The sequence below is a fragment of the Pseudomonas sp. FYR_7 genome (assembly GCF_043106155.1).
Taxonomy (GTDB): domain Bacteria; phylum Pseudomonadota; class Gammaproteobacteria; order Pseudomonadales; family Pseudomonadaceae; genus Aquipseudomonas; species Aquipseudomonas parafulva_B.
In genome coordinates this window covers 23,228-40,805 of record NZ_JBICMI010000035.1, presented here as the reverse complement: position 1 = coordinate 40,805, position 17,578 = coordinate 23,228, and the positions used below count along the sequence as shown (strand labels likewise).

6 protein-coding genes are annotated in these 17,578 nt (G+C 57.0%); 2 read left to right on the top strand and 4 right to left on the bottom strand.

All coding sequences use genetic code 11. The annotated features are described in order from the left end of the window. Positions 1 to 123: 123 nt before the first annotated feature. The 4 genes from ACF8R3_RS09310 to ACF8R3_RS09295 form a co-directional block, all read right to left on the bottom strand. On the bottom strand, positions 124 to 3,972 hold the full coding sequence (locus tag ACF8R3_RS09310) for a sugar-binding protein (RefSeq protein ID WP_392515522.1): 3,849 nt from the start codon (positions 3,970 to 3,972) through the stop codon (positions 124 to 126). Between the two features lie 69 nt (positions 3,973 to 4,041). Next, positions 4,042 to 6,930 carry a hypothetical protein gene (locus ACF8R3_RS09305; RefSeq protein WP_392515521.1) on the bottom strand — a complete coding sequence of 963 codons (2,889 nt, stop codon included), beginning with the start codon at positions 6,928 to 6,930 and terminating at the stop codon, positions 4,042 to 4,044. 1 nt (position 6,931) lies between these two features. Then, entirely contained in the window at positions 6,932 to 9,421 is a 2,490-nt protein-coding gene (locus tag ACF8R3_RS09300) for a hypothetical protein (protein ID WP_196186049.1), read from the bottom strand. A gap of 82 nt (positions 9,422 to 9,503) precedes the next feature. After that, a complete protein-coding gene (locus ACF8R3_RS09295; RefSeq protein ID WP_392515520.1) occupies positions 9,504 to 11,330 on the bottom strand; it encodes a hypothetical protein in 1,827 nt (608 codons plus the stop codon). Positions 11,331 to 11,698: 368 nt separating this feature from the next. Here ACF8R3_RS09295 and ACF8R3_RS09290 point away from each other — a divergent pair, with 368 nt between their 5' ends. Continuing rightward, positions 11,699 to 12,232 (top strand): hypothetical protein, encoded by a 534-nt coding sequence (locus ACF8R3_RS09290; protein WP_058637721.1) that lies wholly within the window; start codon positions 11,699 to 11,701, stop codon positions 12,230 to 12,232. Between the two features lie 2 nt (positions 12,233 to 12,234). Next, complete coding sequence (locus ACF8R3_RS09285; RefSeq protein ID WP_392515519.1) at positions 12,235 to 17,358, top strand: RHS repeat-associated core domain-containing protein; 5,124 nt, start codon at positions 12,235 to 12,237, stop codon at positions 17,356 to 17,358. Positions 17,359 to 17,578 lie beyond the last annotated feature (220 nt).

The window sequence follows — 17,578 nt, the reverse complement described above, 5'->3', positions numbered from 1 at the left end:
GGCCATTTTGCACCCCTGCGCGGCGGTTTGACGCGAAGGGGTGCAAAATGGCCCCAATTTGCTTGAGTATTCGCTTAACCGAGGGGCAGTAGTTCCTCGGCCCGAACTTCACTTCATCTGCCCTTATACCTCCTGGCCTGACAACCTGTCCAAAGGATCGTAACTGTAACCACTGCCGTCATAGCTGCTCAGGCGGCCCAGGGCGTCGTACGTCAGCGTCTTGCCCTTGTCATCGAGGCTCATATTGCCGTCCTTGTCGTATTGCAATGTGAAGTCTGCATAGTCGGAATGGGTATTCCGCACGCCACTCAATTGCGCAGGGTCTTCATTGTCGAATAGATAGGTAGCCTCGTTACTGCCCTTGCTGCCGTCCTCTTCCTCGAATTCGGTCAGCACCCAGGTGATGTTGTCGAGCGCATCAAATTCGAAATACTGCTGACGAATAGTCTTCCCAGCCGGGTCGGTCGGGCTATGGGAAACCAGCCCATCGCAACTGTATTCCTCCAGCCGACCACGCAGGTCGTACTTGAATGTTTCCTCACGCAAGACAGTGCCATTATCACTCAAGCGTTTTGACGTGATCTGGTCGAGCACGCTGTATTCCTGCGCCAGCTCCTGTACTGCCTGCACCAAAAGCCCGGCCTCTGCAACCAGCGCCTGCACACGTTCATTGGCGAACGTAAAGTCTTTGATCGGCGCTTCAGGCACGCTACTGAGGAACACAAACCGACGCAGGCATTCGCGCCCTTGGTGATCGTACTCCAGCTCGGTGGCTAGTCCTTGAGTGCCATCCAGGGTGAGTATGCATTGGGAATTGCTCAGCCCGTCATAGAAGAACCAACTGCTTGTGCTCCCCAGTGCAGTACGCTCCAACAGGCCGCTGGGGTAATAATCGTAGGTCTGCGTCTGGCCGAGAACATCCTTATAGAACAACTGGCGCCCCAACAGGCTGGTGCCGTACTCCATGGTCCAGGTTTCGTCGCCGATGACGCGGGTTTCCTGCTTGATTTCGCCGGTACTGAAATAGACGCGGCTCAATTCCTCTTCCTCCTCCTTGCAGTGGGTAAGCCGGGCGTTGAGCGGGTCGAATGTATAGTCGGCCTGCTTACCCGGAATGCGCCGTAGTTGAGGCTCCTCACCCAGTTGAGGAAGGTATTGATACTCGATGACATTGCCAGCGGCTGTCCGCACCTTGCTCGGTTTGATCTGGCCAGGCTCATAGTGCATGTGCCGCGCCCGTCCGCCGGTAACAGAGGTGATCATACGGTTCAGACCGTCGAAAACCTGCTCCCCCAGCACGACACCGTTGACACTGATACTGATCGGCAAGTCTTCACTGCTGTGCACGGCATAGTCGCGATGCACCACCGACCTGTCCGCCAGTGTCTGGTCGACCAGGCGGCCGAAAGCGTCATAGCCGGAGCGGGTAACGGCTTTACGCGCATCGATCTCCCGTACATTGCGCCCCAAGCCGTCATAGAAGTACTCATGCGTGGCGTACATTTTATCCGCCAGGTCAAAGCGCTGCACTTGGGCAGGCTGCTCGAACAGGTTCAACCAGGTGATGGTCTTGCCCACGCTCAGCTTGCCATCTGCAGACTCGCTCCACTCGGTTTGGGTGGCCAGGTTGCCCTTGGGGTCGGTCCCGTCAGGGTTGGACCCGATCGGGTCATGCTCCTGGAACCGCTTGACCCCGTCCGGCCCTGTCTCGCAACGCTGTACGCCCCAATCGTCGTAGGCATACTGGGTCGCCAACGGCATTTGCTGTTCGCCTTTCCAGTCGTATTCAATTGCCTCGGTCAACTGGCCAAGTTCATCGTAGGTAAACGAGCTGCGTGGGCGAAAGACTTGACGCAGGCGGACATCTTCTGCGTCGACGTCAGCATCGTGCCGCTCTTCGCGGACCACTCGCCCCAGGCCATCAATGTATGAGTTGATGGCAACTCCCTTGACGTCTATTCGGGTTTGCACGGCCTGACCACCCGGTGCGCTCACAAGCCCGTACGTGTAGATGCGAGATGCCCTATACGCATCGTCATTGGGTGACACCGTCTCACGAACCACACGGCGTAACGCATCGTAGGCGTACTCGATTTCAACATCGTTGTCATCGCGATTGAGCAACGGCTCGCCAATGAGCATCGAATGCTTCAGCGTGATCACCTTGCGAACATGGCGCGGCTCGCCAGTTTCTTGGTCAATACTCCCATGATCAAAGCCGGTCACCTGCTGCTCGGTCACCAGCACAGGGTGCCCATTGAGATCGTCCAAGCTGTACGTAAAACCGGTCGTGGTACTTTTACCCCCCATGACCAGGGTTTCCAGCGATGAACGCCCATGGCGCAGCAAGTCGGCAGGGTCATCGACCGGGCTCACGGTGGTCACTTTCAACGCTGCCTGCTCTACCTCGCCAACGACCTCACACAGGCTTTCCTGCGTAAGGACCAGCCAATCGGACGCCGATCGTTTGATCGAGGCACCCGGATAAGCTACCCGAGCGAGCGCCTTGTACTGGAAGCTTTTTCGCAGTACCGGCGCAGGTTCGTCGCCATCCGCTGCGGGATGTTCCGTCACGCTTTTTTGGTTGCGTACGAAGCCGTCCGGGTCGTCTTCGGCAGGGTAATACGCGATCACGGTGCGCTGCCCGGAGGGCAGGATCTGCTCGACCAAATTGCCATGCAGGTCATATACGGTCCTGGTGGCAGGCTCTTGGCGAAACCTGGAAGCATCCCCTAGCAGTGACCACGCCCGGGTTTGCTCCAGCGGTAACTGGAAGTTACGCGGCTGATTGTCGAACTCAGTCGTTACATTGCCGTGATACGTCGTGCTGTTGACAAGTTGGTTCTTGCCTTGCACCACGACCTCACCCACCTGCAAGTGAAAACGGTTGTACGTACGATGAGTGGTGCGCAATACCTGGTCCTTGCCATCCGCACCTTTACCCCATTGAGACGCCGTGCTGCCATACAGGTAGGTGGAGCGGGCACGATAGAGGTTGTCCTCACCATCGTCACGCCAGCTGATACCGCTGCCGTTACCGACGAAGTTGTTCGGCGCCTCAACGCTGTCTTGCAGGACGGTGTAGGTGTAGCTGGTTTTCATCGACGGCTGGCCGCCGCCAGGGTTGACCGTATGCGAGGTCACACGCGGTAACGCCGCACGGGTTCCACCGCCTGGCAGCAGATGGCCTGTATCACCGCCCTCACCGTAGCGGATATCTTCCACACTACCGTAGGGTGTCGAAACCTTGGCCAGGCAGGTCAGACCAAAAGACGTGGTGTATTCGAACCGCCAGTTGCCACCCACTTCGGCCGGCAAGTCGACCTGACGCAACTGCTCATTGACCAGGCTGAGCTTGTATTCGGCGACCGGCTTGCCGCCATTGGCCCCAGGATGCAGCTTGAGTGTTACCGTGCTGCCATAGCTGATTTCCAGCAACGCCTGACCCGTGCCGTCGACAATGCGCTCCAGCCTTTGGTTGGCGGTGTAGCTCAACAGAATACGATGGCCCGAAGCGGCGCGAACCTCAGACGGCAGTGCAACAAGATTATCCCCGGTACCGTACTCGCTCAGCACTTCTTCCATATAGGACTTGTGCACCACACGGTATTGTTTCTTGCCCCCTTCACTGTCATCGAAAAAACGAAAGCTTTCGAGTTTTCTTTCCTTGATGCCCGGCTCTGCACCAGACCCGGTCACCTTGAAACTTTCTCCGGTGTGAAGCCGCAACATGCGCGTAGCCGGCACGTATTGAGTAAGGTCGACATACCACCCCCGGCCGAAGCCGACATTGTTGTCGCTGAATGGATTGAACACCAGGCGAATGGGCAGCTCTGGACCGACCTGATAATTACCAACAAGGGCTGGCAAGTTGATACTTACCGCATACTGGCCAGTACGTGGGTCGACATTATTTTGCACAAAGCTGGACGCATTCAGTGCATTGGAGTGAAGTACAGTTTCAATAGCCATCTTGTTTATCATCCGAAAAAGAATGGTGGGCTCACCTCGGCACACCCGTGCACCCAGGTGAGCCGTTGCTCAACGAATTGAAAGTTTCAGAACATCGCGGTGGGTGATGCCCTGCCTCTCTTCGTCAGCCGTGACAGCAAAAGAAAATGTCAGGGGATGTTCGTTACCTTCCACATCCAGCAGCGTGAACTCCAAGTTTTTTTCAAGCGCCTGGCGATAACCCGACTCCTCGCTTTTTCTCGAGAAAACAAACCCCGTATCCCGCTGCAGGACGATCATCAGTTGCCCGGCACCGGGCTTGGTGCCTTGCACCTTCGTCGGCAGTGCATACGTTCGATGCTTGGCCATGCGGTAAAGAAGTCCGTCGAACAGCAAATCGTCCTTCACTCGGCCATCAACCGACTGGAAGGAGAACCCAGTGAAGCTGACGAAATCATCGTCCAGAACTGGCCCCGGCGACGTCCCGGGCTCCCAAGACCACCGTACAGCCGATTTTGGGTCGGTATCCTTGATGAACAGGCGAGCGAACTTGATTACTCGGCCCTCTCTGAGGACGTGCTCCAGCAACCAGTTGTCGGTACTGGTATCGACATAAGCGAATTCATCGCCCTCGGACGGTGACGCATCCCCCGCCACACGCGTGCGCTTGAAGGAATACAGTTCCTGCGTGAAGGATGGGGTGACCAGCCCGCGCAACTCGAGCTTACCTTTCTCGCCGGTGGCTGCAGACGTGACCGTTTTGCCCGTCAAGGTGTTCTGTATCGACGCAATCACCTTGATCACCCCCGCCTTACGGGAGTGCAGGTAGAATCGGCGGGTTCTGGCCGCCAACGGCGCGCTCCCCCCAGCGGGCGCTGTTGCTTGCCGGTCGATGTTGTTCGCCTCCCTGTTTACCGCCCAGTCCTCCTCTTCTTCATCCGCCTTGCCAACGGCCAAGGCTTCTTCATCCGGCGCCAGGAAAGGTAGCTCGTTGTTGCTGTCCACATTCAAGAACTTCAACGTTGCCAAATCGGCGTCGGAGATCTCGACCGGTTGATCGTTGTGATCGTTACTCGCAGCAACGGTCACCTCAACTTCTATCTGCTGCCAGCCATTGGCGAAGCATTGCGGCGCGCTGATGGCTTTAAGTTCAAAGGTGCTAAGGCTTTCCCATGACAACAGGCCAGCGGTTTCCTGCCGACTTTCGCTGAACTCGACGATGGCGTAGCCGGTGCGCTCAACGCCATCGAACGCAGTCACCACCGCAATGGGTGATCGGGGATCTTCCGGAGGCGTGTAAACGTTGCCAACAAACACTCCTTCGCCATTCACAGTCCACGTTATATCGCGGCCAAGGTCTAGCTCAGGCTCGTCAGGCATTACCGTGAAGGGTATGGATTGAACCGAAAGCCCCTGCACCACGTGGAACGGCACCACGTTCAGGCCCGCATGCCACCTGATCACCACCACCGAAGCTTCAGCACTGTCCCCGTTCTGCCGGTTGGTGCAACGGATTCGCTGTACCTTGAACAAATCGCGGTCGCTGCCAGGCGGGTCGGGCGTGAAAATGGCCCGGCCGCCCCCCTTGTCTTCAAGTTTCCCTATCGGGTTGGCAAGCGTCTGAACTCGCTGCTCCCCCTCCGACAGCAGTACTGCCTCCACTAGGCTCCATTGCAGGCTACCGGCATCGACACTAGAGGCGCGCAGCTCGATCGGATCTTCACCTTGCACCCAGGTGGCAACGCGCGGTACGACCTGCACCGCTCGGGCGGTTTCCATGACCAAGGCATGACTGCGCATTGCGTCACCGCCTTCAGCCGAAGTGGCAGTCACCAGGACCATCTGCTGGTCCTCGACGAAACTGCCTGCAGGACGCGGACTATAGATGGCACCATTGAATGTGCCGACCGCCGCTGGGCGTTTCAGGTTGGTGGCCGACCACTGCACTGGGCCAGGCGCGCCATCAACAGTGAAGGCGATGGTGCGCCCGGATACCACGCTCGCCAAAGCAGGCTCTACCGTTGCGGCGTTCTGCGTTTTTGTCCACTGTCCGGGCACCACAAGGTCGATGCCTGGTTGCGGTGTACCAGTAACGAACTCGTAACCGTTGGGCAGGCTGAAGGTACTGAGCACATCCTTGACCCCACCAGCCCCGAGCTCTGCGATATCCGGAACAAGGATCAGGGTACCCGGCAAATTGGTAGCACTCTCTGCGATCGGATATGGGATTTGGGTACCCGGGGTTGGCTGCCCCCCTGCGCGCAGGTCGATCCCCAGTTTCATGAAGACCAGCGCTGCCCCGTCCCCGAACCGGGGGCTACCTTCACTTTTTCCCCAAGGTGCGAGCATGGTGCGCACCATGAACTGATCCGGGCTCAGCGGATGGTAGTCGTCCATGACGAAACGGCCCAGGGAATAGGTGAGCTGGTAAGCCCGCATATAGCTGATCGATTCCTGCAAGCGCCGGCCAATCATGACCCCGGCATACTCGGTTGGCCCCAAATTGGTGGAAAACTCGACCGCACGGGCAAGGTTTAACTCCAGCGAGGCGAACCGGCTCGTCTTTGGCCGGCTACACTCCAGGGCCAGCGGTGCTTCGACACGATAGCCCATGCCTTCGGTGATGGTGAAGCTTTCCACAACGCGCTTAGGCCTGCCAGGAAGATGCAGAATTCGCATGTACTCCCCGGCAATGATGTTCATCCGCAGCGTCAAGTCCGAGCTGAACCCTGTTGCATTCTGGAAGCCGACCTGGGGCGCGCCCAGCACCATCCCTTGCACCGAAACGCTGATGCGCTCGCCCTCGTCAAGGTAGGCCTCCAGATGGATAGGGTCCATCGCACCAAAGTTAGCAAGCGCATCGAGATACTGCTCACGTAGCACAAGGTCAAGGAGGCTGCGGTCCAAGGCAAGCATGCCACCCCAGCCTAGGCGTGCCGATGTTTCCTGTTTTTCATGCGAAGTAGCCTTAGTATTCATCTCAAACCTCCTTGATGGTTGGGCTGAGAATCTCGGCGTAATTGCGCACCGGTACGAATGGCAGTGGCAAAATCACATAGTCGTGGGTATCGGGAGAGTCGTTGACGTAGAAGGCCGATATGATGACGTACTGGTCGTCAGAACCGGGTGCGGGCTTATAGGTTTGGGTGTTGCTGTCAATGGTCCCACTACCGCGCAGCACGTGCCACTCGATTGGCTCAGGTACCTTGACCTTTTCCATGTCCATACTAAGCCTATAGAAAGGCAGCGCCACGGAGCCATCGGCATTGACTGCCGGCTCTATCCAGTAGTTGGGGCTCTTGGCCCCAACGACCAGCATGTCGATGGTCGCGGGCGTGCCACCTGCAGCCGGCTCAACGGTGACCTCGACCAGGCGCAGCACTCTGTAATGGTTCGGCTGGGTTGGTTCACGCTTAGGCAATGTGGTTGGCGCGGTGTACTTATGACCCCCTGGGTTAAGCGGGTCGGTATCCTCATCGACTTTACCCAGTGTTGGCTGATTCCACTTCAGCTCGGCATTATCGGGAGTGCCTGCCGACAATGAATAGTTTTTGCCCAGGCTTACCACCGCCACCCAAGGGTTCACCGAGACATGGCTAGGTACGATGCTGACCAGCGCGCGGCTGACCTGCTCCCCACTGGTGGCCTTCACAATCACTCGGCGCTGGCCTTCTGTAACCAAGGCGTCATCGGATGGCGCCGTATATCGCCCCACCGACGGTGTAGCGAACTTCCCAGTTTCTCCAGTTTCGCCAGGGAGATTTTCCACTGTCCAGGTGATACCGCTTGTAGACGAGGCGCTGAAATCAATAAACCCACCGCTTGCCACGATCGGTTCCAGAGGCGTGATGGACATCGCGGTGCGCTTGGGCGCCAAGTTACCGAGCAGGGTCAAGTCGTTCGGCACCGCCACGTCACGCGGGTCAACGACATTATCGCCTCGGAATAGCAATTGGTTAAGACGCAACGCATCAATTTCGAACGTCATGTTCTTAAGGCTCTCAAGTTTTTCCTTGGCAGCCTTAATCAATGCAGCCTCCAGTGGCGCTTTTAGATTTTCGGATTTTGCTCTGGCATCTTTGCCAACATCCCCAGACCGGAAGCCATCTTCAATAGAAATCTCTACACTCGATTCAAAGTTGCTCACCGAAAACTTAAGCGTGGTTTTATTGTCCTCTCGCGAAACATCAAACTTACAATCTGCACGAATCTCTACCTTCGCAGAGACCTGCAGAGGAATGGTGTCGCCTGAGGAATTGCCGGTCTGAAGCCAATACACCAAAGTACCCACTGGCATAGCGGAGGACCAGTTTATCTTCAGCATCCTTTTATCGAAAACGACTTCGCTGCCCTTGTCAAACAGGTTGAGGGTGGCGCCGTCCATGTTCAACCTCCAGCGCCACGGCTGCGTTGTCCCACCATGGTTGGTATCAGAATAATTGAACTCGGCATAGGCTCCACCGCTCATGGCGTTGGCCACCAATTTGTAGCGGTTTTCATCCACTCGGTAGCGGTCGTCTTTCAACGCCACCAGGTCAAACTTTCCTTCCATCCAGTCAAACTGGTCAAAGCCCAGCTTCACGACGTGCTGCGCAACCAGCTTGTGCGACAACACTAAATTACTGGTATACGGGTCAGTCGAATCAGGCAGCATGTACAACAAATCTTTATCCTCTGGAGGATAAGCACCTGAATCATTTCCGCGCATGGCAACGAACACCACCACTGCACCGTCCCCCTGATTCGCACTACCCAACACTTTCGCACCGGGTTCTGCATGAGTCCCTAACATAAAGACGCCGGGATTGAGCAGCGAAGTATCGTCAACGGCCAGTTCGCTGAGCGGGAACTGCAGCATTTCTTTATTTTCCTTCGCCCAGGTTTCAAACAGCTCTTTGAAATACAAGCCCAAGCGAACGCGCTCAGGCCCAGTGCCGCCACCACTGAACAGATGGTCATAACCTTTATTGATATCAAGTAAAACTTTACCGCTTTCATCAACGGTACCGGCAGCGGCGTCTAACGTAATGTTCATATCCAGCACAGCGTGCGTAGCGGCGTTGTAGAGGATCAGGGCTTGCACGCTCCTGACCGGCTTGCCATCCAGAAATGTTTCGATCACTTCAAGATGCTTCCCCCCGACCAGACGCATTTGCAACTTAGCTTTCGGGTCCTTCAAGTTCGCATTTTCGAACGACAGCCTCGCCTTGTCGAGACGCAGCCCGAGCAAGACATGCTTGATACCATTGCCGGAGTCGACATTGCCATCGGGTAAAGGGGGAAAGAACAATTCCGGAATATGCGCCCGATCAATGTACTCCTGCGAGAGCAGCGCGTTTGTAGCGCTCCTGGAAAACACTAACAGCGCATCCCAACCCCATGTTTTAGGGCCCGCATCCATTGCTTTATAAAATGCTTCAAGTGATTGATTTTCTACCGCTTGAGCCACTCCAGCACTTTCAATTTTCATCGCTTTAGTCTCCATGCCCATGCATTGATTGGTGCGACGCCAACCCGACCGTCAGACGGATTTAGGCCGACGCCGGCTTCGTCTACTTTGACTTTCTAGGAATGATTAACAGCGGCAGAAGTTTATGCCAACTGTCGCCCTTGTCGAAGCTGACATTTCCGCTGATGGTGTATTGTTTGCCTTCGTCCAAGCCGTTATAAACCGCAACACTCAACCATTGCTGTATCCGCTTGTTAGCGAATTCGACAGGTGTCACCGGCACTCGATCCCGTAATATGACGCCGTCTTGAATGGCCAGTGTGAACAGTTGGTCTGGCGCAGCGAACGGCCAAAGTAACGCGCCGGACACTTCGAGCATTGCACCGTTCGCAACAAGCTTGGACCGCCAAAGTTCGCCGTTGGTCTGGGCTTGCAGGCACTTGATATTGTTATCGAAAGTCAGCGGCTGAACACGCAAGTCCACAGCTTGGGACGCCGCCGAGCGCCCCCCCTCGTCATCGACGATGTGGTAGAACACTTTAAAACGCCTGCTGTTATCCGCGCCGGGCTGGTGCATGTTCGCAGCCACCACGCTGGGGTCAATCTTGAAGCGTCGGCCGCCTTCCTCCACCGGCGTGGTGGTAATCTGCTTGCCGTTATGCTCATAACCGTCCCAGTGAACCTCAAGGTGTTCGCCGGGGCGCAAAGGCACATCAGGCACCGTGACGTAAGCCCCTAAAATCGCGCTGTCCGCCAATAGCACTTGCTTGCCACTGCCATCTTCGCTAGCGCGCTCGATGCCTGGCGCAGCAAGGTTGCGTGCCGTTTCGAACGCGACATCCAGGCGTTGCGACGTCAGCGCATGGCCCGCACGCGCAATTTGGTAGAACACTTGGTGATCACCCGGCACAAGCAACGCCGCGTCAACTCGGAACACGGTTTCATCGCTTTCCAGGCTGCTGGCATCCATACGCGCGAACTGCACCTCAGGCTCGGTCTTGAGAGGTGTTTTCCAGTGCAGAAGCAAGTAGTCCCCCGCTTGCACATCGGGGTTTACCGGCACACGCACAGTTACCCCGTCGGGAAACTTGCCAGGGTCAAGCGGCGCCCCCGTAAAACCATCGAGCTTAGCCTCTGGCAACAGGTCAACGGGGCTCGAAGCCCTTGCTACTGCCATTTCCTGCACAGGGGAAACAACTTCTTCGCCGTTACCGACCAGCGTGACGGTGTACTGAAACGCTACCCTGCCCTCCTGCACGCGAATAAAATGCGACTTGGCCACCTGCCATTGCAAAGGTTCGCCCACATTGGCTTCGGTCACCTCAAACAACTCGCTCGCCGGAGGCGTTACCTCGTCGCCTGCCGCATTGAACTTGCGCACCACCAGTTCGATGCGGTCGCCGGCCTGCATGGCCCGGTAACTTGGCGCCAGCAAACGCACACCTTCTGTTTCAAGGTCTGCTGCGACAATCACACGGTCATGCGACTCTCGCGCCTGCGCAACCGCCAGGGCTTCGGCAACACCGCCACGGTCGCGCAAACCCAAGTAACAAAAGATGCGGTGTGAGTCCGGGGTGCTCTCTGCCGCGTTATCAACCTTGTATGATAAAAATGCCCACCCACCATCAAAGGGTTCAACAAAACGATTAGAAATTATGGCCACCATCGTTCTTGTAGTGTCGTAGTCCACAGGCACTTCGCATTGCGCACCCAGTTCATCAAAAGGCGTGCCGTCTGCGGCGAGGCCTCGCCAGACCGGGTAGATATACTGACCGAACTTCAAGTCCGCATCCTTGATCAAAAACTCTAACGGCTGGCCATTTAGTTTATTGACATCAATTTCACCCAACGCATTTTGCGCGGGGATTTCAGGTGCGGGGTTACGCTGGGACTGTTGTCCCCTATTTTTCACTGGGCGTTGAGGCACCATGGATAGGCTCCAGGCGGGTTGAGATGCCCCTAGTTTTCAGACTACTGCCCATGGCTGGCTACTGGCAGAAATAACAGGTAGCACGCCCGCTCAAGGCACGCTTGCACCTGATAAATCTACCAGGTGACAACCCTTCAAAAACTTGCATGCCCCCTCGATGCCCACGCAGGCACCTTTAGCGCACCTATTAATTCTAATAGGTGTCACACCCCAACAAGTTCAATAAGCTCCGAACACACCGCCTTATTCACCCAACGACGTAAATACGTTTCTTCTAACTGTTCAAGTCACCTGAACGAACAGGGAGCCTAAATATGAGACCATTAAACTGCTGGCGCCTCGCCATCCCATCGGCCATGAAACAATTGATGTTGGCCGCACCCGTGCTTGTGTATGGCACAGCCGCCTTGGGTGCTGGCACCGCAGATTCACCCCAGGCCGACCCAACGCCTATGCTCGCCCTGTACCAGACAGTGGATAACAACACCGAGCCTGCTTGCGGGCTGGAACTGACGGCAATACCTGGCGGCTTACCCCAGAAACTGCTGCCCAAAAAAGAGTGCGCGGAAGTAGACGGTAGCGTCATAGCGCCGCATGCCATCCGCATTCGGAACGTACCGATCAAATCGACGCTTCTGCTCACTAATAACGAGCGTTGTGAAAAGGTCAACAGCGCCTGGGTTGAACTCGATACAAGCCGAGCCAACGCTTCGCTGGAAAAAATAGGCATCGACAAATTATGGACCTACGCTGGTAGCCCCGAGAAACCGGGCTACCTGACCAACAACGGCATCGATAGCAATGCGCCAAGCCGTGGCTTCAGGGTGACCGGCAAAGGTGACCCAATCAAGCAAGGAGAGCTCGCCTGTATCGTAGTCACCTTTGCCGAGAGGGGTAACTGAACATGGCCAGTTCTGCGGGTGCTCACAGCAACGCCACCAACTTCCAGAGCTTTGTACAAAACCAGGTCGACCAGCGCACGGGCCAATACAACTTGGCGATCGACTTGCAAATGCCGGCCGGCAATGACCTGACCGGCCCCAACCTGCCCTTGCGCCTGTCGTATAGCCCGTTCAACACACAAGACTCGGGTTTTGGCACCGGCTGGCAGTTAGCATTGACCCAATACGACCCCGCGACCCAGATGCTTACCTTGCACACGGGGGAAAGCTACAAGGTCACCGGCAGTGGTCCGCAACCGGCTATGCGTGAAAAGAAAATTCATAGCTTTCACTTTTACGACGACGGCGAAAATGGCTCGTACCGGGTGGAGCACAAGTCTGGCCTTGTGGAAATACTGACCCTGCACGATGTGCTCAACCCTATTGCGCTGCCCAGCAAAGTCAGGGCGCCCTCCGGCCACGGGATAACCCTCAGCTACGTCCCAGAAAACCGCCGGCTGGAAAAAATCGTTGATGACTATGGCGCACAGCTGCTGGCGTTGAAGTACACCGATGGCAGGGTAACCATTGATGCTCACCCTGGGGCCGGTGCTGAAGGCCTTCCGTTCATGCGCTACATGCTGGAACTTAAAAACCGAGTACTGGTTGAGGTCAAGCTGCCTCCTGAAGTGGGCGGCAACTGGCGCTTCGGCTACACCACCGCCCGTGGTCTAACCTGCCTTGCCAAAGTATCCGCACCCTCGGGCACCGTGGAGGAAATCCGCTACGGGGAGAATGACGACCCTGGCCATCTGCTGCCCGGGACAAACCCTCAAAGGGCTTGGCCACGGGTGACCAGCCATGAAGTCAAGCCCCGCGCCGATCAGCCACCGATGAGGACGACCTACACCTACGAGCACTTCGACGAGGAAAACAGCATCGAAGTGGCACACAGCTTTGTCGGCAGCAACAGCGGTATCAGCTGGCGTGACGACGGCGAAGACAACCTGTACCGCGCACAATCCTCCTACCGCTACAGCGTCACCGCCCATTACTGGAAAGCAGGCAAGGTCGCACGCAAGCAGACACAGACGTTCAACCGCTACCACCTGATGACCAAGCAAACGCTCGAACAGGATGGCCATATCGAAGAAACCGAAACTGTTTTCCATGAACGCCCCGGCATCGGCTTCGACGATCAGCCGCGCTACTTCCAATTGCCCAAGACCATCACCAAACGCTGGAAGCTGCGTGATGACGCCAGCAAGTTGCACCTGGAAACCGCGATCACCCACTTCGACGATTACGGCAACGTCACCGAGGAGCAAGCCCCCACCGGTGTACGCACCACCTACGAGTACTATGACAAGGAAGGCGAAAAAGACGGAGACACCTGGGCCTGTCCGCCTGACCCGCAGGGCTTTGTGCGCAATTTGAAATGCAAAACGGTTTACCCCGTGCCCAATATGCCCAACGACGCCCCCGTGCAACGTACGCGGCTAACCTACAAAGCCTTCCCGGCGCTAGCCAGCCTTGGCCAGGCGAGCCAGTGGCTTGCGCCTTGTGAAGAACAAGTGCTGCAAGTGTTCAATCCCAGCCAGCCCGATGAGCGCGAACAGCTGCTGCTGAAGGTGGAACGGGGCTACCTGAACCTGCCTGACAATGCCTTCCTGCACGGCCGCCCCGACTACCAGGTAACCACCCGCTATGGTGACGACAGTACCGACACGGTGCGCCGGGCCATTGAAAGCCGCAGTTCACGTATCGAATGGGGGTACCGCAAGGTCGTCGACGACGTCTATGGCCTGGAGTACTGGACCGATGAAACCGTGCTCGGCTTCGATCTGGTGCAAAAGACCACCAGCATGGCTGTATCTAGCCTACATGGTCAGAACGTTTACGAAGAAGATGACACCGGCAACAGCATTCGCCGCCGCTACGACGCCCTGGCCCGCGTGGTGGAGGAAACCCTAGCGCCGGGCCAGGGTATGGAGGAGTCCAAGCAGCGCTATGAGTACGGGCTAGTGAACCATCCCGAAGAAGGCGCTGCCGGGCTGGCCACGCAGTCGGTCACCAGCAGTACCGGCGTGATCACCGTGCTCACCTTCGATGGCTGCAGCCGCATGGTGACCGAAGAACGCGAAGCGGAAGTTGCACAAGACCCAGACACCGCAGCGGGCGATGAGAAACCACGCAAGCGTGAGCGGGTAGCACAGCGCAACTACGATGAATTGGGCCAGTTGAAAGACGAAACCTCCTTCGACTACTTCGACGACAAGACCCTGACGCTGCAAACCACCTTCGAATACGATGCATGGGGCAAGCTGTGCAAGACCACCTTGCCCCACGGCGTTACCCAGCACAGCGAATTCTCCCCGTTCGGCGAAGCTGGCGACATCGTCACCCAATGGGTCGAAACACCGGGCAACCCTGGTGTGCGTCAGCAGCAGCAGGTTACCGAAAGCAATGGCTTCGACAAACCGGCAGCTCACTACCGCTTGGACGACGCAGGCAATATCGTTGGCCGCCGGGATTTCAGCTACGACGGCCTTGGCCGCTGCACCCTCGAAGAACACACCTTCAAACGGAACGACAAGCCGGTCAGCCGGATCAGCAAATACACCTACGACAGCGAAGGCCGGGTGACCCGTAGCGAACGGCCCGACCAGTCGGCCGTACTCAGCCGCTTCGCGCTACACAGTGCCGCCCCGTTGGCCGAACAGCTGCTGGTCGAGCGGCGTAAAGACCTTGAACCCACCCTTGCCTGGCAACGGGATTACGATGGCCTGGAGCGCTTGAAGTCCCTGACGGCCGGCAAACAGAAGGAAACCTATAACTACAAGCGCAACACCTCGCTGGTAGAAACCCGCACAACAGCGCAGCGCACCTTTACCTACCACTACCGCCCTGCGCGCTCTGCCCAACCCAGCCAGATCGACGTCAACACTGCTAAGAGGGCTACGTTCGATTACGATGCCAGGACCTCGTCTATCAGCTCGGCCAGCGACGCCCAAGGCACGCATAGCTATACCTACACCGATCAAGGCTACCTGCTGAGAACCCAATGGGTGGGCGAGGGCGCCATCGGCCACCATTGCGACTACCGCAGTTCGTTTCAGGGAATGCAGTTAGGTTATCGGGAAAGTGACGGCGTTCAGGTGGACCACACCTACAACGACCTGGGCCAGCTTGAAAAGACCTGCCAGGGCGACCTGGTTGCCCAGTTCGAGTATGACGCTCTCGGACGGCTGTGGAAAACCACCACCAAAGACCTGAGCAACACCCAGGTATTGGTGTGCCTGCAGACTTACGATGAACTGGGTAGGGAAATAAATCGCGAGCAAACCCTCACACGGCACGATGGCACCACCCTCAGCCAAAGCATCGCCCTGACATGGCAGGAAGATGACCAGCTACGTAGCCGCACCCTTACCCGTGACGGCAAGCAACTCTTACTGGAAACCTTTGACTACGATACGCTCGACCGCTTGGAGCAGCACAACTGCCAAGGCACTGCCTTGCCACAAAACGGGGCTGGGCGGTTTATCAAGAATCAGTTTTTCGTCTACGACGAACTGAACAACCTGACCGAGTGCTATACCGATTTTGCCGATGGCACATCGGACGAGGCTTTCTACACCTACGACGGTTTCATCCTGAAACAGGCAGAGCACTCGCTGCAGCCAGATTACCCAGCCAGCCAGGCCTTCGAGCACGATGCCGAGGGCAACTTGCTGAACGATGAGCAGGGCAACAAGCTGGTATACGACGACCGCGGTCGCTTGCAGGAAGTACAACGTTCCAGCGATGGGCTACCCCTCTACCGCTACCGCTATGACGGCCACAACGACCTGATAGGTGTGCGCCATGAGCAAGCCGCGGAAGTAACGCGCCGTTACCAGGGCTACCGGTTAACCAGTACACGCGACGCCGACTTGCTCACCGAGTACCTGTATGCAGGCGAGCGCCCCCTGGGGCTACAACGCCCTGCCAGCACAGCAGACAACCGCTTGTTCATGACCGACGCGGCGAACAGCGTGATTGGTGAATGCAGCAAAGACGAACTGCACGCTAATACTTACAGCGCCTATGGCGACTCACCGGACAACGCCCCCTTGGTGGGCCTGCTAGGCTTCAACGGCGAAGTCCGCGAGCGCGCCCTGGGCTGGTCGCTGCTGGGGCGCGGCTACCGCGCCTATAACCCAGGGCTGATGCGCTTCCACAGCCCGGACTCGGCGTCACCAGAAAATGCCGGTATCAACCCGTATGTGTACTGCGGCGGCAACCCAGTCAACTGGTACGACCCAAGCGGCCATTACGGCATGCGTAACAGCACAGAGTACCCGTACGTGCCCCCCGTTGCACAACCCAAGCCCAAGGCCGACTGGCGCTCCTGGCTTGGTGTAGCGCTGGGTGCTGTTTTCGCTGTGGTCAGTTTCATGCTGTTGCCGCCGGTGGGCTTAACCATGGCGTTCTCGCTCGGCGCAGCCAGCCTGGCAATTGACGTGGCTGGCACAGTTGTTTCTGTGGTAGGGCTGGTGACAATGAACGAAACGGCTAATGACTGGGCATTCGGGCTGGGGATTGCCAGTGCACTGAGTACGTTGGGGATCATAGGTTACAGCAGGTTGGCGGCGAAGGGAGCGGGCAAGGCCGCCAGCATTGGCACCCAAACTGACAGCGCCGCTTCGCTGAGCGGACCGCGGGTGATCGCCAGAGAAGGTGATGTTTTCTTCGGGCGTAGATTCGGCACTGCTCCTGGACGACTCTGGCGCAAAGTGACAACGCCATTCAACAATAATATTTCAACCCAAACAGTGGCAACAGGTATAGGCGTTGACGCAGGCACTCAGTTCAGCCCTACGATGCTCTCTGACGCGGCCACCTCCATGTCGCCTCCACAATCGATTCGCAGCACGGCGTCGTCTACAGCGTCCACGGCATCCACGGCGTCTACTGCATCTGGTAATTCAATTGGCTCCTACCAGTTAGAAAATCTGTTTACCGAGCCCGCTCAAGTCGTACCTCCGGCGCCCACTCGAGATTGGAGTGGAAGTGCGATCGGCGCAATGAAAGAAGGGACACTCCACTGGCCAAGCCGAACAAAATACAGCTACGTTCCTCCTAAAAATCCGAAGTTCAACTAGAGGGATACGCCACAACAATCAAATCGTAGAACACGCATAAGTGCAGCCCACAAACGGGTTGCCCTCATGCCTATGAAAACAGAGGGCAACGTGTAGGATTTTCTGACTTTATATCAGCTTTTTCCTACACGACCTTATTCTATGTTGCCGTAGCCTTGTCGCCCTTCCACCATCCCCGACGAATCGTCAAAGTCAATGTGCGGCATACATCAGCGGTGCC